The following is a 20,611-nucleotide window of genomic DNA, read 5'->3' on the forward strand; positions in this document are numbered from 1 at the left end:
CCGAGGACTCCGCGTCCTCTTCCAGCATCGCCCGATCTTGACGCCTTCGCCCGTGTCGCACCAATCAACACATTCGCGTTGCTGAGATCAGCTCACTGGACCAAACGGCCCATGCGATAACGGCGACGAAAACAGATAGGAACACCAAGCTCGCTATCTGCATCGCGCGCTCGACCACCGGATCCACCGGCCGAGCGTATCGGCGAGCCGCCCCACAAGTTCGAGGATCAGCGGTTGCGTCCGGCATTACGGGATGGGTCGGCCTTCCCGCCCACCATCGACCAGACCACCGCCGGGCCGCCAGCGTCCGTACGCGCCTTGCGGTAGTCGTGTCGTGGCGGTGCGCTCTCCGGAGGGTGGGTCGACGGTGAACGGGATGGCCGAAGGGCGGGCGGCGGCCCGGGATCTGCGTGCGCCAAGCACCAGCGAAAGCGGTGATCAACAGGGCCGACGCGCGGCGACCGATCTTGCCCGGACGGCAAACCGCCCACCGTGCGTTTCCGCAGGTGGGCGATGCTCGAAGTCCGGCGAGAGGCTTGACTGGCCAGCGGCGGGTCGAACCGCCGACCTTCCGGTTTTCAGTGCCACGGTGAGGCTCGGGTTTTCCGGCAACGGCCCGACGCTTCTTTGTGAGTTGGCTCCAGGACCTGCTGGGCGGCCAGACGATGCTCGGGAGCGGGCCGCGCTGCGGTGCTGGTTTGAGGCGCCGGGTGGTGCGTCGGAGTGGGCGAGAACGTCTTGCACGTCGCGCAGTGTGCACCGTCGTCAATGGCGGTGGCGACGCTGTGCCGCAGATTGTGCAGGCTGGCTGTTCGGCGGTCGGCAGCCGGGGCCAACCGGCGCAGACCATATCCGCCCACTACCGAGTCGATGGCCTGCGAGCGCTCGATCACGCGAGCCGGCCAGGATGTCACCGGGAGATCGATCGAGGCGGGCGTAGCGACTCAACACCATGCCAAATTCTGCCGACTTCTCCTTGCATGTCGTCCTGTCGGTGGAACGCGGGTAGCTTCACGGTGTCATTTGCCCCTGCGGCGTGCGGGCCTCGGGTTCGTGTGGCAGTATCGGGGGATAGTTCCCCACCGTCCTCCGGGACTGGTGGGGTTTTTTGGAGGCCTGGCGCTGTGGCCCTGCTTCAAACGGTCGTAGTGATCGACTACCAGAACGTGCATCTGACCGGCCACGAGCTGTTCTCCAAGCGTCACGGCCTCGCGAAGCACGAGGATCTGGTGCATCCCCTGCACTTCGTCAACCAACTTCTGCTGGCCCGCAACCAGAAGCAACATGCCCACCGGCCACATGCTGTGCTGAAGTCGGTGCTGGTTTACCGTGGCGAGCCGTCGCCCGAGCACAACCCAAACGGCTACCGCCGTAACCAGGCGCAGAAGGCTGAGTGGGAGCGCGACACGCGTGTACACGTGGATCTGCGGCCCCTGAAGTACCACTACGAGTACGACGCCAATGGTCGGGTAGCAACAAGGCCGGACGGGACCAGAATCCTGGCTCCGGGGGTACCACCTCAGGAGAAGGGCATCGACGTCCTATGTGCACTGGCAGTCGTCCGTGAGGCGCGGCGGACCGACGTTGATCTCGTAATCCTTGCGTCAAACGACACCGATCTGCGGCCGGCCCTCGATGAGGCGATCGAGATGAAGACCGCAGAAATAGAGACGTTCAGCTGGTTCGAGCCGACTCCGCGGGGCCGCGGACAGTTGCGTCCCACCATCGGCAGGATCTGGAACACCCGGCTTGGCAAGACCGAGTTCATAAATTGTCGGGATACCACTGACTACTCCTGATTGAAATTGTCAGGGTGCTAGACCCGATGTCTCGGCCAGGTGGTGAAGACGTTGAGAGATTCGAAGTCCTGTGGGCTGTCGGTGGCCCGTTGTTCGAGAAGCCAGCTGGCCACAGCACGGGCTGGACCGGCGAGCACGCAGGTGGTGACGGCGAGAGCAATTCGGGTGCGTGTTCGTTCGGCCCTTCCGCCAGGGTGTCGACGACTGCGGCGTAGCCGCCCGGTGGCCGGTCGCTAGGACCGGCCAGCCTTCCGAATTCTGGGGTGTGTGGCAATTCCGAACGCCTCGGGCACTCGTCGGCCGCCGCGACGCGTCGCGTCGCGTCGCGCACTACGCATAGCGGGGTACTTCCAGGCCGGACGAGCTGAGCAGCGCCTCGTGGCGCGTTGGCTCGGCTGTTGCTGTTGCCAGTGCCTGAGGCGTCGCGGTTGTTCATGGTCCGACCAAATGCGCGAGTCGGACGGCTGGGGACTTGCCTTCCGGAGCCCATGGGGAACGATCCGGCCGAGGGTGCGGCATGCGGTCTGGTGTGCTTGGAAGGGTATTGAGACCAACTGAGCCCACAGGATCATGCGTCCTGGCGAGTTGAGGCTGGAAAGCAAAACGCCCACCGGCGTTTCCGCTGGTGGGCGATGCTCAAAGCCCGGCGAGAGGCTTGAGTGGCCAGGGGCGGGGTCGAACCGCCGACCTTCCGATTTTCAGATCGTTGGCATGGGGAGCGCGCGGATGCTTTGGGATGCATCGCAGCAGGTGAGGCACGGTTTCCGCACCTCCGCGCACGAGTGTGCACTCGGATGCATCCCTCGGTAACGCAACCCTCGGCTGCAACCCTCACCGGGCGAGGATCCGGCCTCTTCCGGGTGGCGGAGGATGTTCAAAGTGGCGTGGCCGCCGGCCCGGACGGTCCAGGTCCTTGCCGGCGGCCACGCCTCCCGGGTCAACCCCGTGACTGGATCAAGGCGTAACCGTCCAGATCCAGACCGTTAGCGTGCCACGAGTAAGCGTTGCTTACTAGTGAAAACTCCTCGGGTTGCGAGCGCTCCCACGGGCGGATGGGGCGTTCCCTGAGCCGATCGCCACGCTCGAAATGGGCGCCGTCTGGGCGGCCGAAGACGTCGAGGCGTGGATCCGAGCGAACCGACCCGAACTGGCGCAGGAGCCCGAAGGGGAGCCGGACGCCGGCTGACTCAGCTGCCGGAGTCTGACTGTCTACGCCGGCCGTAGCGGCGGTTCAACGTCGCCCGGCTGAAGCCCGTTTCGTCGCACAACAGTTCGTCAGGAACGCCGGCCGCACGAGCAGTGATGATCCGCTCCCACGCCGTCTCGGTTGCTTTCCTGGACTCGGCGGCGGCCTTCACTGCCTCGTCGAGCAATCTGCGCTGCTCATCGGTCAGCTTGGTCACCGGCCTGGGCACGGCGGTCACGCTATCACCTCTGTCTCACTTGACACACGTTCCGTTACCGTCCTACGTTAGCGTCTCACCTGAGACGTTAATAGGTCGGGAGAGACATGGATCTGCCGCTGGAGTTACCCGCGCTGCTCGAACGCCGCGAGGCGCTGCTGGCCGGGCTGGCGATCACCACCCTGCTCCTGCTGTGGCTCGCCGGCCGCGTACGCCGGATCGCGAAGTCCGATCGCCCCGACGACACGGTCGCCAACATCGCGATGGTCATCGGCCTGGGCTGGTCCGCCGAAGCGGTATGGGAGATCACCGGCCCCGACAAGATGAACCTGCCGCTGCAGGTCCGCCTGCTGCTCTTCTTCGTCTTCGAGACGCTGCTAGCCCTCGCGATGATCCGCGCCAAGCGGGCCATGCGCACCATCGGCCACCCGGGCCGATCCGGCCGGACGGCCTGGATCGTCGCGGCGTGCATGGCGGCCGTCGGAGCGGCGGCCGGCACATCGTTCGGCGACAGCCTCGTGCGGTTCCTGATCCCCCTGCTCATCACGAACGCATGGTGGGACGGCCTGGTCGGCGACGGCACCCGACGCAAAGACTCCGCGACGAGCTGGCGGTGGACGCCGCGGCGGCTGCTGCTGTGGCTCGGCGCGATCGAGCCAGGCGAGCGCGACGTGGACAGCATCCACCGCGAGCGACTGACGCAGCAGATGACGCAGCTCGAGTTCCGCCGGCGGCATGGCAGCGACAAGCAGAAGGCCCGCGCGGCAACCAAGCTGGCACGGCTGAGCCTGACCGCGGACGACGACATCGTCGCGGTGGTGCGTCAGCGCGTCGACCGCGCGACCTGGTTCGAGCCGACGCAGCCGGCCACCGCTGAGGCGCCACTGAAGCGGTCGGTCAGCGCAGGTGCGGCTGCGTCGCTGCGGGCCCGCCGGGTGCGTCACCACCGCCTCGTCCGAACCCAGCGGGTGACGCACCCCGCGAAGGTGATCACCGCAGCTCGGGAGCCGGAGCCGGACCCGCGGACGACGCAGGAGATCGACGACGCGATCCGCGTCATGAAGGCCGGCGCGCCTGCGCTGGCGCAGCGGCGGATCGCGCATCTGCTGCGCGCCCCGGAGGCCCGGGTGCGACGCACCCTGCGGAGCGTCAACGGGCGGAAGCCGGACCTGGAGAGCGCTGCTCCTTGAAGGCGATTCGCCGTCTGGCCGCGCGCCCCGACGGGAGCCGGCCGGGGGCCCTCCGAACCCGTCCGCGCACCGCCCCCTCTACCAAGAGAGCACCAGCATGACTGATCTTGAGGAGCTGGCCCGCCTGCTCCACAAGCCGCGTCACTCCGTGCCGCGGATCGTGTACCGCTACCTGTCCGGTCGCCCGCTGAACGGCAAGCGCGGCTACCCCTACCTGAAACCCGGTCCGGGGCGGTGGCCCGGCTGGAAGCGGCAGGTTTACCGCGTCGGAGTGCCGACAGCCGCAACCGTGGCCGCTCTGAACCCCCGCGAGACGATCACCGTCGTAGGGGCTGGCGCGCTCGCGGTGGCCTGGCGCGGACATCAGCGGTTCGTGCGCCGCCGATTCACCGCCGAATACATCACCCCGACGCTGACCGCCATCCAAGGCCCGCTCGGCATGACGACCGGCATCCATCTGCACGTAGACCCCCAGCTGGGCAGCCTCACGCCGCGCCTGGCCCGGCCGCTGTCGCCAGCCGAGGAGGCCCTACGCCTGTGGTACGGGCAATGGGTCGAGCCGGTGCTGCGCTGGCTACCCGAGCGAGTGCTGCGAGCAGCCTGGGCCGCCCAGAGCGCCGTCCGGCCGGTGACCTCCCGGACGGAGGTGTTCCGCCGCCCGGGCGAGCAGCTGGGCCCACGGATCGAGCTGTCCATCGCCGCCCCGTACATCACCAAGGAGCAGCGGCAGCTCGTCTCCTCGATCATCGGCAGCAAGATCCCCGTCGCGGACCTGGTCGAGTCCTGGCATCAGGTCGGCCCGCGGGTCCGTGCCCGATGGACGATCCGGAAACGGCCGCCGGCCACCGTCGGCCTGGCCGAGGTCATGGCGCTCGTCGACCGGCTGAAGGAGTGGGAGTTCTACATCGGCCAGGGCGCCGGGGACCAGCCGGTGATCCTGTCGCTGAAGGACGACTCCCCGCACATCGCGGTCAGCGCCGGGACCGGCGCCGGAAAGTCCGTCCTCGCGCTCCTGATCGCGGTTCAGGTGCTCCGCCGCGGCGGCCGGGTGATCATCCTCGACCGGAAAGGCTCGCACCGGTGGGCCCTCGGCCTGCCCGGCGTGGACTACTGCACGAAGCCGGCCCAGATGCACGAGGCGCTGGTTCGCGCCGCAGCAGTCGCCAACGACCGCAACGACGCCGCCTTGTATGAGGAGGACAACTGGGACCCAGGCCCACGGGTGCTGGTGATCTGTGAGGAGCTGAACGCCACGATCGGGCAGCTCACGAACTATTGGGCGGAGACGCGGGAGAAAACCGACCCGAAGCGGTCGCCGGCCGTGTCGGCTCTGGGTGACCTGCTGTTCATGGGGCGCTCGGCGAAGTACAACGTGCTGGCCATCGCCCAGATGCTCACCGCGCGGGCGATCGGCGGGCCTGAGGCTCGGGAGAATTTCGGCGTGCGGTGCCTGGCGCGATACACGTCGAACGCCTGGAAGATGCTTGTGCCGGAGGCCTCGATGCCCCGGGCGTCACGCACGCTCGGCCGGTGGCAGGTAGTCATCGGCGGACAGGCCACCGAGGTTCAGGTGGCGTATCTGACGACCGCGCAAGCGCGTGCCCTGGCGAATGTCCCCGTGGGCCCTGATGAGGCCCTGAGTAGGAATGTCCCCGGGGACGGGGACATGCTGACGCTGCGGGACGCCGTCGACGAGGGGGTACTGCCGTGGAAGTACGAGGCGGCGAAGAAGCGGATGCAGCGGCGGGTCGGGGCCGTCCCGGCGCCCCGCGGTAGGCGGGGCGCCGCTGATCTGTACTCCCGTGCCGATCTGGTCCAGTGGGCGGTCTCCGGCCGGGTGCGTCAGGACGCGTGATGGCGGCGGGGGTGGCGCTGGCTTCGCTCGCGTGGATAGCGGGTCCAGGCGATGAAGCGGTCGTAGGCCTCCGCAACCGGCATCTCGGGGAGGTCACGAGCCGCTTCCTCCAGACTGGCACACAGGTACATCGCCAGCGACGCAATGTCCATACTCCGGATCAGGGCTTCCCGGGCGGGGTCGCACGGCCAAGGCCTCTCGCACACCAGGCAATCCCAGCTCGGCCGTCCGGCGATGTGGTCCACGGCTCAGCCGTCCCGCTTGGGCAGAAGCGCGTACGTCCGCTCCTCGCCCTCCACCGGGCGGACGAAGAACGACCGCCCCCCGTGGTGTTGCGGCCCCTCGGGCTCCACGCACACGCCGTGGATGGTCAGCCAGTCCACCCAGCCAGACATCGCGGAGGGCTCGGCGTAGGAGACCTCCAAAGCGAAGTTATACGGTCCTCCCGGCCAGAGGATGGTCACGCGCTCGCCGCGCAGCTTCTCCAGGTCTCTGGCCCGTCTCACCGCGCAGGCCGCGGTGAACGTGCGGCCTGGCCGCGGGTCAGCAGCGGCAGCTCCGGCCCCTGCAACGGCCGGTCCGGGCGCAGCACGGCGATCTGGCTGGTGGGTCCGCTCCAGGACGGTCGAGCGCGCCCGGCCGTCCCGGGACGGGCACGCTCGACCGTCGGGCGAGGCTGCATCCGGACCTGGTCGGCGAGCATCCGGACCGCGTAGCACGGCGAGGCGCCGAGGCCACACGTGCAGACCTTCTTCCAGGGCGCGAACCACCGCCGCCGCGGGCCGTGCTGGATGTGCCGTCGCATCGCTGCCTCCACCGTCGAGCGGGAGGCGGCGGCCAGGCTTGGGGGCTAAATGGGTGACCCGGCCGCCGCCGCTTGGACGGAGGTGACGGCCTGCACCGGTCCAGGGCACCGACCGCCACCTCCTGATCACGGAAGGTAGACGGCTTTAGGTGACCGGCTGATAGCAAAAAGCTATGTAGGGCTAATCCCCAGCCTGTGGGCCATCGCTGCCAGATCCTCAGCAACAGCACGGCGCTTTGCGCGTGTGATCATCGTGGAGACCGTGTCCCGGGTGATCGGGCTCAGGCGGAACGGCGCCGGCGCCGCCCGCTCGGCCTGCGACAGGGCGATCAACGCCTCCTTGTCGCGCTTGCCGCCGTGCGCCAGTGCGCGCCCTCGGTCCAGGTAGTAGCTCTGCCGCCGGTTGGCGATCGGGATGCTCTGCACGGGCACACCCTCGGCCAGCTCCAGCACCCGACCGTGCTCCCCGAGCTCGGCGAACAGGCTCATCTTCCACAGGTGCACGTTGAGCGGCCCGAAGAACGAGCCGAAGAAGCCGCGACCGTCCGGCGGCTCGCCCAGCGAAAGCGCCTCGGCCTCAGCGGCGGCCAAGTGCGCCCCAGCCTCGGAAGGCTTCCCCGCGGTGGCACCGGCCAGCGCGGCAGACAGGTGGATTTGGCCGAGCATCTGCCGGGCGTCCGGATCGCCAGCTGCTCGCTGCAGGCTGACGAGGGTGCGCTCGGAGACCCGCTTCGCTGCTGCGGTCGCTTCCACCGGCAGGGCCAAGATGTAGCCGAAGGACGCCATGCCGGACCACGCCGGATCGTTGAGTTCCTCTGCCGCATCGACGGCGAGCCGTGCTGCTGGTCGGGCCAGGTCTCGATAGCCGAGCGAGCGCAGGCAGGCCGAGGCGACATACGCGACCCGGACCAGCGCAGCCGGGTCGCTGGCCGCGTCACGCAGTAGGCCGGGCAGCATCGGGGCGAGCGTGAGATGGTCGCTCGCCTGCCGCAGGTCGAGCATCTGCTCGATCGCGGCCTCCAGCTCGGTGCCCGCGCGCCGCGGTGGGTCGACGTTGCCGACCTCCAGGTTGACCAGGGCGACGCGTACGGCGGCTACCGCTTCGGAGGCTCGTGCCCGGACCGGGTCTTCGGGGTCGCTGTTCTGGCCGAGCAGGTCAGCAACGGAGATGTCCAGCGCGGCGGCCAGCGCCACCTGCGTGCTGCGCCGCTCGACCGCCCGCACGCCGTTCTCGATCTGGCTGAGGTAACCCTGGCTGATGCCCACAAGCCCGGAAAGCGTGGCTTGAGACAGCTTGCGGCGACGGCGCCAGATACGGACGCGGCCACCGATGTGTTCGGTCATCGGGTGGCTCCCTGGTAGAGGTCAGGGCGGCGGCCGGCCTCTACTCCGGCCGCCACGTCGACCGTACCCGGAAACGACAAAAGCCGCCCCCACCCGAAAACGGGTGGGGGCGGCATCGTTCATCCGGACGGTAGTGCAACGGTAGAAGTGGACGGTACCGTCCGCGGGTCCTACGTCACGAGGAGTCGTCTTGACGCTACAGCCGCAGCCGTACCCGTACCCGGCCGGAAGCATCCTGGACCAGGAAGTCGCCCGACATGTGGCTGTGGGTTGGGCCGTTGAATCCCGCTCCGAAACCATGGCCGTCGTGGTCTCGGCGGCGAACGTCAACCACGTGCTGCACCTGCTGCTGACGCTGGTCTCGTGCGGATTGTGGGCGGTGGTCTGGCTGTTCATCGCTGCGACCAGCCGTACCCGGCGGGTCTCGCTGGTCCTGAACCCTGACGGGACCGTGACCCCGACGCAGTTCTAGCGCCGGCTGGTGAACGCCCGCTGCGCGGCGTCGGACACCCCGGCCGGCTTCCAGAGACCGAAGTGCACCGCGGCTGCGATCCCGAAGTTCACCGCCACGGTGATCGCCACCGGGACCAGCGCGAAGTCGACTCCGCTGTTCGCGGCCTGGAGCCACGCCTCGAGGAGGCTCTTGACCGCCGCGGCGAAAAGCAGCAGAAGCGCCTTTGCGCCGGCGCTGGTCGTCCTGGTCGTGACCAGGCCGACGACCAAGGGCAGCAGTACGGTGATGACGAGGCTGAGCAGGCCGGAGAGGCTGGACGGGTCGAAGCCGTAGACCGGCAGCGACGGGATGGTTTCGGGCATGGTGATCTCCTGTCGAGAGAACTGCTGGTGGGTGGAGGTGCCGAGGTGGTGGAGAGCAGCCCGTCACGGTTGGCCAAGGGGCAGCGTTTGGAGCTCGCCGCCGTCAGCGGCACCGGCCGCCGGTGGACGTTCGGGCCGCTGAAGGACCGCCCCCACGGGGACGCCGTCGCAGCGGTCCGAGCCGAGTCGACCGACCCGGTCGTGCTTGGACACGCCATGGGGACCGCGCTCGCCGCCAGCGAGCTGGATGAGGAACCGCGAGCGCAGGTTCTCGCCGGCCTGTACGAGTCGGCTGGCGCTGACCTCGATGTGGCGGCCGCGGTTTTGGCCTGGCAGCGCGAGCGCTATCGGATCCGAGGACACCGGTAGCGGCCCGGTCAGGTGATGAGGCCTTGCGGCCAGGCTGGGGGCGGCGGCGGATTCCCGTCGGCGATGTGTCGGCGGAGTTGGCCGATGTAGTCGCCCTGGATCCGCTGCGTTCGCTCCAGCTGGCCCACCCGGGTGCGCAGCACCCCGATGTCCTCCTGGTGCTGGTCGATCATCTTCTGCGCGTTGTCGGTCCGGTTGTTGCGCCGCAACGCCATGTACCCGAACCAGGCGCCGAGGCCTGCGCCGACCGCAGGGATGACCGTGACGATGATCGTGAGTTGGGTCGGCGTCATTTCCATGCCGGCCTGGTGTCAGGACCCGGTCGGGGCGTCGTCGCCCAAGTGCTTGCGCAGCGCGTCGATCTTCGCCTCGACGGTGGCGGTTGCTGCGGTGCCGGCTGCGGTGGCGGCCTGACGGACCTGGTCGGTCAGGGCGGCGACCTGGGCTGAGGTTAGGGCGCCGTTCGCGGTCGCGACGGCAGTTAGGGCCGTCTTCATGCCGGCCAGGGTCGCGGCGGTCTGCGCGTCTCGGGCGGTTTCGGCGGTGACGAACGCGCCGAGGTCGCGGACGGCCTCGTAGCTTTTCCGGGCGGCGTAGCCGATGGCGTCGCCCAGGCCCCACTGCTGGGTGGGCTTGCCGTTGGCGTCCTTCTGCAGGGTGACCTTCGCCGTGAGGATCTCCTGGACGGTGGGCATGTCGTCCCCTTCTGGTAGTAGTCCGATCCGCTGCAACCAGCGGGTCACGAGCTTCACCATGCGGGTTCCGGAGGCGTCCCGGAACTCGCTGATGTGGGTGTGGCTGAGGTGGCTGCGGTCGCCGGAGCTGCGCCGCTTCAGCCGGTCCCACCGGCGAACGACCTTGCCGTCCGGGGAGAAGATCACCTCGCGGATGTCGCGGGTGTCGGGGTCCCCGTCGGCGCACAGCTCGACTAGCCACATCGAGAAGTCTCGGAGCGTGTACCGGCCGCGCCGGGTGGTGACGTCGAACCATCCGACGTCCATCCCGGAGGCGTTGTTGTCGAGTCCGTTCCGGTCGCGGGAGGACTCGTCGACGGAGTACCGGTTGTCGCCGTTCCGGGCCCGGATCTGGTCCTTGCCGAGGTGGTAGCTATCGCCGCCGGCAGCGTGGGCGGTGTCGCCGACGATGCCGACCTCGGCCGGGTCCAGGTCGTTGTTGACGGTCTTCCCGGGGTGCATGTCGAGGTGCCGCAGCAGCAGGGTTCGTGCGGCGCGGTGCGGGGCCTTCGCGGTTGTCACGGCGCTCCTTTGCGTCGGGCTGGTGGCTGGCCGGCAGGGTCAGGAGGTCGGGTAGGCGCGCCATCCCACCGGGACGCTCGCCCAGGTCGCAGCCGCCGAGGCCGCATCCGTCACGAACAGGAACAGGGTGAAACCGGTCGCCGTGATGTTGATGGCGCGGCTGCCCCATCGGGCGGCGGAACCCGCCCCGGAGTTGATCTCGGTGAACACCTGCGGCAGCGTGCCGGTGAAGGTCTTACCGAACGCAACGGCGATGGTTGTGCTGGTCAGGCTCGTGAACGACACAATCTCGGTGCCGAACGCCTCGTCGTTGAGCCGGGCCGGGCTGAGCCGCATCCCGGTCTGCCAGTTCGTCATACCGGGCGCCTTTCTAGTGGGCTGCGACTGCCTGCTCGGCGACGTCTACGAAGGTGGCGGCCGGGTGGGTGGCGGTGTAGCCGTTCAGGCCGCGCGCGCTGACGGTGAACGTCTGCGTGCCAGAGCCGCTGATCTCGGAGACCATCACTACCTCGGCGCTGACGCGGACGGGGAGCGGGAAATCGGTCGGGTTGGTGCCGGTGTTGCCGGTCACCCAGTCGGAGGTGCCGCTGGCGGTGAAGCTGCCCGCGACGTCGGTGAACGTCGCGGTCAGAGCGGTTCCCTCGGCGATGACCCGCTGAGGGCCGTCGACCACCGCGATGTCCCACGGTCCCGCCGGGGCGCAGTTCAGGCTGATGGTCCGGATGCCTGGCCGGATCGTCTCGGTCGAGCCGATCATGAGCTGGTCGATCGGGTCCGGCGGGAGCCAGTCGGGCGGGTTCTCGATGGTCAGCCGGTCCAGGCCGTCCAGCGCGGCCCCCGCGGCGGCCAGGTCCGGCTTGCTGTTCCGGACCAGCTTCGGATAGTCGATTTCGATCCGCGGGTACCTGTACGCGTCCCAGGTGCCAAGGTGGAGGATCCAGCCGGCCGCGTCACGCAGCTGGGCATCGGTAGCGACCTCGCGGATCTCCGCGACGTCGTACCGGCCGACACCGTCCGGGTGGTCCTGTACCGAGAGGGGGCTGGTCTCGTCCACGGCCCGGGCCGAGCTACCCCCGGTCCTCGAGACCGTGACGTCGTTGACGACGTCGTCCGCGAGGTCTTCCGGCTCAAGGTGTGGGCTCTCCCCGCCCTGGCCGTAGGTCAGGGCGAGCCGAGCGGTCTGGTTGTAGGCGCTCACCCGGGTCCGGTACCGCAGGGCCAGGGAGGTGCGCATCTCGCCGAGCTGCCCACCATCGGCGTCGGCTGCGGTCACCAGGTTCTCCGCCAGTGTGGCGATCTGCTGAGGGCCCATCGCGACGGTGTCGCTCGCATTCCCGACGATCACGAGCGGGACGTCCTGCTCCGCGCACAGCCGCCGGATCCGGCGGCCGGCCAGCTCTCCGGCATGGCCGACCATGGCCGCGTTGAAGTTGTCCGCCAGGCTGACGCTGCTGCCGACCATGAAGTGACCGAAGACGCCGTCGGTCAGGTCGCCGTCGCCGCCGATGATCAGGGTGGTGGCGCGGCCGATAGACGTGCCGGCCCCGACGAACGTGCTGTCGAAGCCACCTTCGACCACGGTCAGGTCGGGGTTGATGGTGCGGCTGAAGATCGCCCAGTGCACATTCGCGCCGAGCTGCTCAACCTCGAAGCCCAGCATCTGCCGCTTGCCGCGGATGTCGAACCCGATCAGGCCGGAGGTCAGGACCACTGTGCCGTCGTTCGCCAGTCCCTGCAGCTGCAGCTGGCCGGAGACATTGGTGCGGAGCACCCAGCGGGTGATGCCGCCGGTCGAGACCTGGACGACCTCAGCGATCGGGGATCCGTTGAGGAACCCGGACGCGGGCACGTTGGCCAGGCAGCGGAAGCTGATGACCCCGGTCGAGGTGTAGCTCGGGATGCTGGCCTTGAGGGTCGCGCCGGCCTGTAGCTGGGGCAGCGCTACCGATCCGGGGAACGCCTGCTCGGCTGCGAACGACACCAGCCCGGCGGTGGCCGACATCGGCGGGCCGCCGATCCCGGAGCTGATCGACAGGGCCTCGGTCTCCTCCTCAGCAGGGTGGTAGCTGACGATCATCGGCAGGTTGGTGGCCTTGGTGGCCTCCCGGTACAGCGCGGACCGCAGCGGCGATTTAGGGCGGCTGAGGCGGCGCAGGATGCCCGATGCCTCCAAGGGCGCCCAGAGCTTCTTCCCGGATACGTTCCACCGGATCGGCCAGCGCGCCACCTCGCCGTGGAAACGGACGTCGAAGTCGCGGACCTCGGCGTCGCCGGCGGGCGTCCAGGTCCGGCCGGCGGAGTCAGCGAACGGAGCAGTGCCGACCGGCTGCGCGGTGAAGTCGGGGTTGGCGACGATCGTGCCGTCGAGCCCGGAGCGCATCTGGAAGGCGTGGACGCGGCCGATGAACGGGTCCAGCCCCAACGCGCCCGCACTGTCGTTCCCGACGCGGAGCTGAGCAGTGCCCGCGAAGAGGCTGGACGGCGTGCCGACCCAGCCGTTGCCGAGCAGCGTCCACGGCCCTGTGAGGGTGTCACCGACGTAGAAGTGCACGTGGTAGAAGCCGCCGAAGCTGGGTCGCAGCGTGACCCGCAGGCGTGTCCGGCCGTCGCCGGACACGGGCACCGGTGCCGAGCTCATGACGGTGATCGCGGAGGCGATGGTGCCGTCGGGCGACCACCGGAATATCGGCCGCCGCTGGTAGTTGATGTACCACGCCCAGGACCGCTGGTTCCCGGTCGTCAGGTACTTGTCGGCGATGCCGAAGCCGTTGGTGGTGTCCCAGACTTCCGGCTGGATGTCGGCGCGCAGGTCCAGGTCGCCGGTGATGTCCAGAGACGAGTGGTCAGGCGTCGCTGACCAGGCGCCCGCACCGGGCAGGTACAGGTGCGTGGTGTCCGGCACGGTGGCGCGCAGCTGGGTGTTCTTGCCGAGCTTGCCGTAGTAGGGCGACCTGGGGTTACGTGAGGTGTAGATGCCGGCCGGGTTCCTCAGAGTGAGCCGGCACGATCCAGCGTCTACCCGGCTGGCCTGGTTCTGCGCCAGCCGGGTGATCGTGAAGCCGTCCTCGGTCAGGATCGGCAGCGGCGTCCAGACACCTGCGATGAGTGCCTGCGCGGTGAGGTCAGCCACCATGGTTAGCCCTTCCCGAGGACGACCTGGACGTTGCCGCCGCGGCCCTGGATCGCGATCCGGAGAATCTCGATGAGGAGGTCTTCCAGGCGGCCACCGCCTGAGCGGAGTTCGAGCACGCTGCGCTGGTTGCCGAGCAGGGCGGCGAGCTTCGACAAGGGCATGACGGCCTCGTCTTCGCGGCCCTCGCCTACGACGGCCAGCCGGCCGCCTGGTGTGGCCGGCACGATGCCGCCTTTCGCCAGGTACGGGATGTCGGGTGTGCCGAAGGTGGTGCCGCCCCAGGACATGCCCAGGAAGGAGCCGCCTGGCAGGCTGAACTGCAGCCCGTTCCATTTCCCGATGATCCAGTTGATGGCGCCGCGGAAGGCGTTCTTCAGCCCGTCGAACAGGCCGCTCGTCTTTTTGCGGATCTTGCCTGGCATCGAACCGAACCAGTTGATCAGCGAGTTCGCCTTGTCGACCACCCAGTCCTTGGCCTTGCCGAACGCGCCCGACACTGCGGCCCACCACTTCGGGGCGTTCTTGCCGACCCACTTAATCGCCGTGGCTACCCCGCTGACGGCGGCGACCAGCAGACCGATCGTGAACGTGGAGTTCTCGACCACCGCGGAAATCGCGGTAAAGGCCGGGCCCACCAGCGGGCCCAGGCTCTGGATGAAGTCGAAGACCTGGCCGCCGTAGTCGATCAGCTTGCCGAAGAACTCCTCGACCTTGGCCGCGTTCGCCGGGTCCTGGAACCACTCCGCGACCTTGTGCAGCGTGTCGGCGAAGCCTTCCAGGGGGTCTTTCTTGTCCGCGCTGCCGAAGATCGCGCCCATGATCGACCCGATGATCGAGCCGACATCCTTACCGATCGCGAAGACCTGGTCGAGGAAATCGGCGGCGCGCTCGAAGAAGTTCTCCAACTCGCCGGACTCGTCGGCGGACTTGATCCAGGCGGAGAAGTCGTCGATCAGGCCGCCGATGTTCTCGCCTAGGCTGTCGATGAACGGCTCGGCCTTCTCGGCAAGCCGTGACCAGGCGTCCAGGAACGGCCCGGTGATCGAGGTACCGACCCGCTTGATCAGCCGGTCGACCGAGCCGAGACCTGTGGAGATCCGGCGGACGAAGTCCGGGTCCTTGGCCGTGTCCGCGGCGTTGTGGAACAGGCCGTTGAGGGTGTCGGCCAGGCCACCGAGGCGGGTGTGGAGAGTCGGCAGCCAGGCGCTGGCCAGCTCCTTGATCTTCCCGCCGACGCCGGCGAACAGCCGCTCCTGGACGTCCAGGCGCAGGTCGTCGAAGGCCGGCTTCAGGGACTTGATCGCGGCGACGGCCGCCATCGCAGACGGGGCCAGCTTGGTGATCTCGTCACCGGCGCCGCCACCGCCACCGCCGGCCGGCGGCTTCCGGGCTTCCTTCAGGGCGTGCTCAGCGTCCGCGACGCCCTCCAGGGCGTTCCGCTGCCGCTTGAGGGCCTCGTTGACGGCGTCGATGGCCTCCTGCTGGCGCTCCTCAGCGGCCTTGACCTCGTCGCTGCCCTTGATGCCCTTTTTCGCGGCCTCGTCGTGCTCTTTACCCAGGTCTTCGACCCGGTCGGTGCTGTCCTCGACGGCCTGCTGAGCCTGCCGCAGGGCCAGCTCGGCGCGCTGGATCTCCAGCGGGTCGTTGGAGCGCTTGCGGACGTCGGCCAGTTCGGCCTCAGCCTCCGCGACGGCCAGGGCCGCGGATTCCTGGTCCAGCTTCGCCCCGGCCAGCTCCCGGTTCAGATCTTGGAGGTTTTCCTTCGCGCGTTCCTCGGCCTTGGCCAAGTCGGCCGTAGCCTCAGCGGCCCGTTTCCGGGCCCGCGTCAGGTTCTCCTGGCTGGCCGTGACCTCTTCGTTGGCGTCGCGTACGCGCCGCTCGGCCTGGGCGATCTGCCAGGCCCGGTCGACCACCGCCCCGCCGGCGCTGCCGCCGGCGGTCTTCTTGAAGGCATCGCCGAGGCCCATGAAGCCGAGGCCCAGCACGCCGGTGACCGCGACGAGGCCACCGAGCAGCGCAGGAAGGCTGCCGAGCGCCCCGCCGAGCAGCCCGACCAGGGGTGCGGCACCGGCAGCTGCTGCGCCGATGCCGACCAGGGCGGGGATGAACGTCCAGATGTTCCCGGCGACATTGCCGATGCTGGACGCGAAGCCGGACACGGCCTGTCCGGCGGCGGCGAGGCCACCCCCGACCGCGGTGGACGCGGCCCGGCCAACAGCATCACCAGCGGCGACGAATCTGCCGCGGCTGTCGCGCAGCCGGCCGGACGCGTCCCGGACGAACTGCTCGCCGCCGGCCCGGCCGCCGCGGCCGAAAGCGGCGCCGATGCCCCGGCCGGAGCGCTCGGCGTCGCGTTCCATGTCCCGGCCGGCACGCCGGGTCTTGGCCTTGCCGTCGGCCAGGCCGCGGTCCAGGCCGCTGTTGTCGGTCTTCAGGTAGGCGACGAGCTCGCCGAGCTTGAGCGCCACCGCTCACCCTCCTATTCGGCCGGTTCAGGGTTGAGCGCGCGGTGCAGGCGGGACCGGGCGGAGAGCAGCCCGAGGATCCGCACCTCGAGCCACCGCCAGGACCGGGTCCGCATCAGGTCCCGGTCCTCGACGTCGATGCCGTACCGCTCGTGCAGATCGGCCTCGATCAGCGCCCAGTGCGTCAGGAGGTCTGCCCAGGTGCGCGTTTGCCCCGACCTCTGCGCTTTGACTTCGGGCGGGAACTCGTACCACTCGAAGAGCCCGGTGACGGGGTCACGTTCGCCGTGGCCGTACTGGTCTTCCGGGCTGCTGCCCTGCGGGAGGCCCGATTGTTCGGGCCGATCGCTTCCGGGCGGCCACCGGTCTCCCAGTAGAGGGCGGCGGCGTTCTCGCCGCCGATGATCCAGACGTAGCCGGTCTGCGCGCAGAACTGCACGTAAGGGTCCGGCACCTTGTCCTGGATCATCTGGTCGTAGACATGGCCGAGGATCCGCTGCTCGAACGTCAGGTCACCGGGCAGGACGGGCAGAGCGGCGATCCGAGAAGCCGCCTTCTCCGTGGCCTGGATCAGCTCCCGCTCGTCGCTGGCCCCGTCGACCTCGCCGGCGGACTGCGCGATGCGCCGCGCCCACAGGCCCAGTTCCGCTGACGGCAGCGGCAGGGTGTACTCCTTGCCCTTGACCGTCAGCGTGAGCCCAGGGTCGTAGTACGCGTCAAGATCACCGAAGGTCGGCATCGACGGCTACGCGTAGGTGTAGTTGTCGGCCGCGGTGTTCGCCGAAGCGCCGGCCGCGGTGGTCACGATCACGTCGTACGTGCCGGCCGCCTTCGCCGGCGCGAGGCAGGCGATCTGGCTGTCCGACTGCAGAGTGACCTGCGTGGCGGCCGTGCCGCCGAACGTGACGCCGGTGACGCCGGTGAACTTCCGGCCGATGATCGTGACGATGTTCCCGCCGGCGGTGCCGCCGCCGGTCGGGGTCAGCTTCGACACCACGGGCAGCGCCGACGCGTTCGGGTTGGTGATCGGGATCCGCTTGCCCTGCCCGGAGATGACCATGGTGACGACGTCACGGGCACCACCGTTGCCGCCGTCCGGCGACCACGTGACCAGGGCCCGTCCGTCGTAGGCCTCACCGACACCGGACCGGTCGTACCAGCGGACGTGGATCTCGCCGTTCAGCGCGTCCTCGGCCTGGGCCTTCCCGCGGAGGTACTCCTGCACCGCGTTGAAGGTGACACCGTCCGGGCCCGCTCGGTGGATGATCTTCAGTTCGAGCTTCCAGGAGGAGCCGGTGATGGTCTCCCGGGCGCCGCCCTCGTCGTCGTACGACTCGTCACCTTCACGGCGCTGGTCCCAGACGGTCTTCAGTTCCTCGATTCCGGGCAGGGACGACCAGACGGCCGAGGCCGGGGCGGCCATGTCGATGTCGACGGCGAACCGACGCGCGAGGCCGGTCACGGTTTCGGTGGGCTGCGTCATGAGGGTGCCTCCTGGGGCGCTAGACGGTGCGGTGCGCCGTGGGGCGCATGACGTGCAGGGCGTAGTTGTGGGAGATCTCCCACCGGCGGCTGCCGTCCTGACCCAGGACGGTGTCGGAACGGCGCTGCGAGTACACGACGTGGATCGGGCCGAGCTCCCAGTGCTCGCGGCTGTCGAGCAGCTCGAACACGGCGTCGCCCAGGTCGTCGACGACCCGGGGGTCCGGGGAGCCCCGGAAGCGGGCCTGGACCATCTGGACGAAGTCCTGCTCGCCGGGGTAGTCGTCGCCGATCCGGTACGTCGACAGGGTGATCAGCCGGTCCGGGGCCGGCGGGATGCCCCGGATCGCGATCGCGACCTCGTCGGCGGTGTACGGGCCGGTCGGTCGCCACACGCCGATGCCGGCGGTGTCGAGGGCTTCGGCCAGGCTGGTCAGCAGGGTGCTGGTGAAGCCGCTCACCGGAGCAGGTCCCGGGGCGGGCCGGCCACCAGCGCCAGCATGGTGGCAGCCTCGTCGGCCATTGGCGCTTCCAGGTACTTCGCCTGCTTACCGGCGTCGTGTTTCCAGGTCAGCTCTTCATGCTGCCGGACGGCGTACGGCCGGTCGAACGAGACGGCCACGGTGTCCAGGGACTCGTCCTTGGACACCTCACCGGAGCGTTCGAGGTCGCCTTCCTCGTGCGGGGCCAGCTCGGACGACACCTGGAGCAGGTGCTCAGCGGCGAGGACCGCACCGTCGAACGCGGCACCGGACAGGGCGACCTTGACCTGCTCGTCGTTCCATTCCAGCTCCACGACGGCTCCTATTCGAGGCTCAGTTCCCAGTGCTCGGGCAGCGGCTGGCCGTGGGCGTCCAGATAGGACACGGCCAGGACCAGCGCGGTCCGGCCGGTCGGCAGGGTTACCCGGGAGCCGGCCGGGACCACCGCGGTGGGTGGGGCGTAGACGGTGGTCGACGACAGCCGCTCGTCGCCTTCGGCATCGCCGGTCTGCACGGTCACCTTGCGGTTGGTGTCCTCGACCACGCACTGGCTGACCTGCACGGCGGCAGCGAAGAGGTCGCCGTACCCGCCGGCACCCTGGTACGCCTCGACGACGATCGTCCGGGGCTCGGGGATGCAGGCGTCGATGAACTCGGCCCAGTCCATCGATCACCAGTTCCAGGAGGCTTCGGTCGACGGGGATTGGCCGGTGAGGCCGGCGGCCTGCAGGATCGACCAGGCCTGGTCGACGAGCACCCCGGTCCGGGGGGCGGACGCCGGCGCGGCGGGCTTCTGCACCGACAGCTTCCCGAGGGTGAAGCCCTGCGGCGTGGTGGTGATCCCGAGGCCGGTCTTGTCGCCGCTGCCCAGGTTCCCGGCGACCTGCTCCACGGTGGCGTCCCGCAGCGCCGCGATCACCGCCGGGTCGGTCGGGTCGTAGACCGCGGTGAGGAGCGCCCGGTCGACGTCGCGGGACGCCCGGACGAGGAGCTGCTCGGCGTTGTCCGGGACCACCGGGATGACGCCGGCCAGGTCGGTCCGGGCGGCGTACGCGCCGGGCGGCGGCAGCGTCCCGTCGACGACCAGGAACGCCCCAAAGGCGACGTCGGTGACCGCCCCGGAGATGTCCCACCGGTACCGCCACACGCTCAGCTGGTTCGGCTGAAAGGTCGGCGCCCGGTAGATGCCGGTGGAGACGTGGGTGACCGCGGGGGTGTCCGTGGTGGCGTCCGGCCGGGTGATGGTCAGCACCGCGGTGGCGTCGGTCAGCTCCAGCGCGCTGTTGCGGACCTGGTGCTCGATGGTGACGCCGCGGCCGAGCTCGTAGGTGATCACAGCGCTCCCGTGGTCAAGACGTGCGGCCGGCTGGTGGTGAGTTCCACGCGGGCGCGGGTCACCGTGAGCAGTGCCGGGTTGGGTGAGGACGTGCCCGCGCTGGGGTCAACCTCGGCGAAGGAGGCCCGGCCCGGTCCCGGCAGGGTGCCCGCGGGTCGGGCCGTGAGGACGTCACCGCGGCGCAGGGCCACTGTGGAGCCGCTGGGCAGGGTCGAGGCGGAGGCGGCGGTCAGTCGGCCGCCAGCGGTGAACGTGGCGGCCGGGGCGGGTGCTGGCATGGCCGCGGCTGGCCCGGCTGTGAGGCGGCCACCGCCGGCGAACACCGCAGCCTCGCCGGCTGGCATGGTGCCGGCCGGGCCGACGTCGAGCAGCTCGTCGCTGCCGCCATCGACGGTGCCGATCAGCGGGGAGACGTAGTACAGCGCGTTGAACGCAGAGGCCGGGTAGATCAGCGACCCGCTGTTCCAACCGACTAGGCGGCCCTCGTCCAAGATGATGTTGCCTGACGGCGACGTCACCGGGAACAGTCCTGCGGCGTTCCGGAACACGTAGTGGCGGGTGTAGATCGACACGACGTAGTACGTGGCCGCGGCCAGCATGATCGGCTCGTCGAACAGGATGTCCTGGTAGCCGCCGGGGACGGGGGTGAAGGCCTTCGCCGCGAGGCGGGTCTCACCGATGGTCGTCCAGATCGCGACGACGTGCCCGTCGATCGCCGGCGGCTCGACGGTGTCCGGCACCCGCCACCGCACGCCGGGGCACGGACCGGCTTCGACCAGGCTGAACCGGCCGCCCATGTTGTACGTCTCGCCGGGGTCCTCGGCGTCCGTCAGGGCAGGCTCGTCGGGCCAGGCGAGCGCTTCGTACGCCACCGGG

At 69.4% G+C, this 20,611-nt stretch carries 22 protein-coding genes; 5 read left to right on the forward strand and 17 right to left on the reverse strand.

The annotated features are described in order from the left end of the window. Nucleotides 1-1,148 precede the first annotated feature (1,148 nt). Nucleotides 1,149-1,799, forward strand: a complete 651-nt coding sequence (locus ACIBQZ_RS38605; protein WP_396093889.1) for a hypothetical protein — start codon at nt 1,149-1,151, stop codon at nt 1,797-1,799. Nucleotides 1,800-2,986: 1,187 nt separating this feature from the next. Here ACIBQZ_RS38605 and ACIBQZ_RS38610 read toward each other — a convergent pair. Further along, the gene (locus tag ACIBQZ_RS38610; protein ID WP_396093890.1) at nt 2,987-3,223 is read right to left on the reverse strand and encodes a hypothetical protein; all 237 of its coding nucleotides are present in this window, start codon (nt 3,221-3,223) and stop codon (nt 2,987-2,989) included. An 86-nt stretch (nt 3,224-3,309) separates the two neighbouring features. Here ACIBQZ_RS38610 and ACIBQZ_RS38615 point away from each other — a divergent pair, with 86 nt between their 5' ends. Both ACIBQZ_RS38615 and ACIBQZ_RS38620 read left to right on the forward strand, forming a co-directional pair. Further along, nucleotides 3,310-4,392, forward strand: coding sequence for a hypothetical protein (locus ACIBQZ_RS38615; RefSeq protein ID WP_396093892.1), 1,083 nt, complete (start codon nt 3,310-3,312; stop codon nt 4,390-4,392). A 97-nt stretch (nt 4,393-4,489) separates the two neighbouring features. Further along, nucleotides 4,490-6,247, forward strand: coding sequence for a helicase HerA domain-containing protein (locus ACIBQZ_RS38620; protein ID WP_396093893.1), 1,758 nt, complete (start codon nt 4,490-4,492; stop codon nt 6,245-6,247). A gap of 248 nt (nt 6,248-6,495) precedes the next feature. Here ACIBQZ_RS38620 and ACIBQZ_RS38625 read toward each other — a convergent pair whose 3' ends face one another. The 3 genes from ACIBQZ_RS38625 to ACIBQZ_RS38635 form a co-directional block, all read right to left on the reverse strand. After that, a complete protein-coding gene (locus ACIBQZ_RS38625) occupies nt 6,496-6,753 on the reverse strand; it encodes a hypothetical protein (protein WP_396093894.1) in 258 nt (85 codons plus the stop codon). Continuing rightward, nucleotides 6,750-7,052 carry a hypothetical protein gene (locus ACIBQZ_RS38630; RefSeq protein ID WP_396093895.1) on the reverse strand — a complete coding sequence of 101 codons (303 nt, stop codon included), beginning with the start codon at nt 7,050-7,052 and terminating at the stop codon, nt 6,750-6,752. Before ACIBQZ_RS38630 ends, ACIBQZ_RS38625 begins: the two co-directional genes overlap by 4 nt. A 171-nt stretch (nt 7,053-7,223) precedes the next feature. Continuing rightward, complete coding sequence (locus ACIBQZ_RS38635) at nt 7,224-8,396, reverse strand: helix-turn-helix domain-containing protein (protein ID WP_396093896.1); 1,173 nt, start codon at nt 8,394-8,396, stop codon at nt 7,224-7,226. A 298-nt stretch (nt 8,397-8,694) separates the two neighbouring features. Here ACIBQZ_RS38635 and ACIBQZ_RS38640 point away from each other — a divergent pair, with 298 nt between their 5' ends. Then, entirely contained in the window at nt 8,695-8,868 is a 174-nt protein-coding gene (locus ACIBQZ_RS38640) for a hypothetical protein (protein WP_396093897.1), read from the forward strand. Here the strand turns inward: ACIBQZ_RS38640 and ACIBQZ_RS38645 are convergent. Continuing rightward, entirely contained in the window at nt 8,865-9,212 is a 348-nt protein-coding gene (locus tag ACIBQZ_RS38645) for a hypothetical protein (protein WP_396093898.1), read from the reverse strand. The two genes, ACIBQZ_RS38640 and ACIBQZ_RS38645, sit on opposite strands and share 4 nt — an antisense overlap. Before the next feature lie 45 nt (nt 9,213-9,257). Here ACIBQZ_RS38645 and ACIBQZ_RS38650 point away from each other — a divergent pair, with 45 nt between their 5' ends. Further along, the gene (locus ACIBQZ_RS38650; RefSeq protein ID WP_396093899.1) at nt 9,258-9,581 is read left to right on the forward strand and encodes a hypothetical protein; all 324 of its coding nucleotides are present in this window, start codon (nt 9,258-9,260) and stop codon (nt 9,579-9,581) included. A gap of 8 nt (nt 9,582-9,589) precedes the next feature. Here the strand turns inward: ACIBQZ_RS38650 and ACIBQZ_RS38655 are convergent, their stop codons facing one another. The 12 genes from ACIBQZ_RS38655 to ACIBQZ_RS38710 all read right to left on the reverse strand — a co-directional run bounded on the left by ACIBQZ_RS38655 (nt 9,590) and on the right by ACIBQZ_RS38710 (nt 20,607). Then, nucleotides 9,590-9,880: a hypothetical protein gene (locus ACIBQZ_RS38655; RefSeq protein WP_396093900.1), complete on the reverse strand. Its 291-nt coding sequence runs from the start codon at nt 9,878-9,880 to the stop codon at nt 9,590-9,592. A gap of 12 nt (nt 9,881-9,892) precedes the next feature. After that, nucleotides 9,893-10,837, reverse strand: coding sequence for a hypothetical protein (locus ACIBQZ_RS38660; protein ID WP_396093901.1), 945 nt, complete (start codon nt 10,835-10,837; stop codon nt 9,893-9,895). A 39-nt stretch (nt 10,838-10,876) separates the two neighbouring features. Further along, nucleotides 10,877-11,194 carry a hypothetical protein gene (locus ACIBQZ_RS38665; protein ID WP_396093902.1) on the reverse strand — a complete coding sequence of 106 codons (318 nt, stop codon included), beginning with the start codon at nt 11,192-11,194 and terminating at the stop codon, nt 10,877-10,879. Nucleotides 11,195-11,207: 13 nt separating this feature from the next. Continuing rightward, nucleotides 11,208-13,970 carry a hypothetical protein gene (locus ACIBQZ_RS38670; protein WP_396093903.1) on the reverse strand — a complete coding sequence of 921 codons (2,763 nt, stop codon included), beginning with the start codon at nt 13,968-13,970 and terminating at the stop codon, nt 11,208-11,210. A gap of 2 nt (nt 13,971-13,972) precedes the next feature. Then, nucleotides 13,973-16,438, reverse strand: a complete 2,466-nt coding sequence (locus tag ACIBQZ_RS38675) for a hypothetical protein (protein ID WP_396093904.1) — start codon at nt 16,436-16,438, stop codon at nt 13,973-13,975. A 181-nt stretch (nt 16,439-16,619) separates the two neighbouring features. Beyond that, the gene (locus ACIBQZ_RS38680) at nt 16,620-17,174 is read right to left on the reverse strand and encodes a hypothetical protein (RefSeq protein ID WP_396093905.1); all 555 of its coding nucleotides are present in this window, start codon (nt 17,172-17,174) and stop codon (nt 16,620-16,622) included. A 6-nt stretch (nt 17,175-17,180) separates the two neighbouring features. Then, entirely contained in the window at nt 17,181-17,918 is a 738-nt protein-coding gene (locus tag ACIBQZ_RS38685; RefSeq protein WP_396093906.1) for a phage tail tube protein, read from the reverse strand. A gap of 19 nt (nt 17,919-17,937) precedes the next feature. Continuing rightward, on the reverse strand, nt 17,938-18,378 hold the full coding sequence (locus ACIBQZ_RS38690; protein WP_396093907.1) for a minor capsid protein: 441 nt from the start codon (nt 18,376-18,378) through the stop codon (nt 17,938-17,940). Next, a complete protein-coding gene (locus tag ACIBQZ_RS38695) occupies nt 18,375-18,725 on the reverse strand; it encodes a hypothetical protein (protein ID WP_396093983.1) in 351 nt (116 codons plus the stop codon). The genes ACIBQZ_RS38690 and ACIBQZ_RS38695 overlap by 4 nt, the downstream gene beginning before the upstream one ends. Further along, nucleotides 18,722-19,066, reverse strand: a complete 345-nt coding sequence (locus tag ACIBQZ_RS38700; protein WP_396093908.1) for a hypothetical protein — start codon at nt 19,064-19,066, stop codon at nt 18,722-18,724. The genes ACIBQZ_RS38695 and ACIBQZ_RS38700 overlap by 4 nt, the downstream gene beginning before the upstream one ends. Before the next feature lie 3 nt (nt 19,067-19,069). Then, on the reverse strand, nt 19,070-19,735 hold the full coding sequence (locus tag ACIBQZ_RS38705; RefSeq protein WP_396093909.1) for a hypothetical protein: 666 nt from the start codon (nt 19,733-19,735) through the stop codon (nt 19,070-19,072). Next, nucleotides 19,732-20,607, reverse strand: a complete 876-nt coding sequence (locus ACIBQZ_RS38710; protein WP_396093911.1) for a DUF4082 domain-containing protein — start codon at nt 20,605-20,607, stop codon at nt 19,732-19,734. Before ACIBQZ_RS38710 ends, ACIBQZ_RS38705 begins: the two co-directional genes overlap by 4 nt. Between the last annotated feature and the right edge of the window lie 4 nt (nt 20,608-20,611).

It is taken from the genome of Actinoplanes sp. NPDC049599 (assembly GCF_044465625.1).
Classification (GTDB): Bacteria; Actinomycetota; Actinomycetes; order Mycobacteriales; family Micromonosporaceae; genus Actinoplanes.

What these genes read in the sequence shown, in the direction of transcription:
- ACIBQZ_RS38615 (WP_396093892.1), top strand. Translation starts at nt 3,310, where the DNA reads ATGGATCTGCCGCTGGAGTTACCCGCGCTGCTCGAACGCCGCGAGGCG.
- ACIBQZ_RS38620 (WP_396093893.1), top strand. Translation starts at nt 4,490, where the DNA reads ATGACTGATCTTGAGGAGCTGGCCCGCCTGCTCCACAAGCCGCGTCAC.
- ACIBQZ_RS38630 (WP_396093895.1), bottom strand. Translation starts at nt 7,052, where the DNA reads ATGCGACGGCACATCCAGCACGGCCCGCGGCGGCGGTGGTTCGCGCCC.
- ACIBQZ_RS38635 (WP_396093896.1), bottom strand. Translation starts at nt 8,396, where the DNA reads ATGACCGAACACATCGGTGGCCGCGTCCGTATCTGGCGCCGTCGCCGC.
- ACIBQZ_RS38640 (WP_396093897.1), top strand. Translation starts at nt 8,695, where the DNA reads ATGGCCGTCGTGGTCTCGGCGGCGAACGTCAACCACGTGCTGCACCTG.
- ACIBQZ_RS38645 (WP_396093898.1), bottom strand. Translation starts at nt 9,212, where the DNA reads ATGCCCGAAACCATCCCGTCGCTGCCGGTCTACGGCTTCGACCCGTCC.
- ACIBQZ_RS38655 (WP_396093900.1), bottom strand. Translation starts at nt 9,880, where the DNA reads ATGGAAATGACGCCGACCCAACTCACGATCATCGTCACGGTCATCCCT.
- ACIBQZ_RS38665 (WP_396093902.1), bottom strand. Translation starts at nt 11,194, where the DNA reads ATGACGAACTGGCAGACCGGGATGCGGCTCAGCCCGGCCCGGCTCAAC.
- ACIBQZ_RS38670 (WP_396093903.1), bottom strand. Translation starts at nt 13,970, where the DNA reads ATGGTGGCTGACCTCACCGCGCAGGCACTCATCGCAGGTGTCTGGACG.
- ACIBQZ_RS38680 (WP_396093905.1), bottom strand. Translation starts at nt 17,174, where the DNA reads ATGCCGACCTTCGGTGATCTTGACGCGTACTACGACCCTGGGCTCACG.
- ACIBQZ_RS38685 (WP_396093906.1), bottom strand. Translation starts at nt 17,918, where the DNA reads ATGACGCAGCCCACCGAAACCGTGACCGGCCTCGCGCGTCGGTTCGCC.
- ACIBQZ_RS38700 (WP_396093908.1), bottom strand. Translation starts at nt 19,066, where the DNA reads ATGGACTGGGCCGAGTTCATCGACGCCTGCATCCCCGAGCCCCGGACG.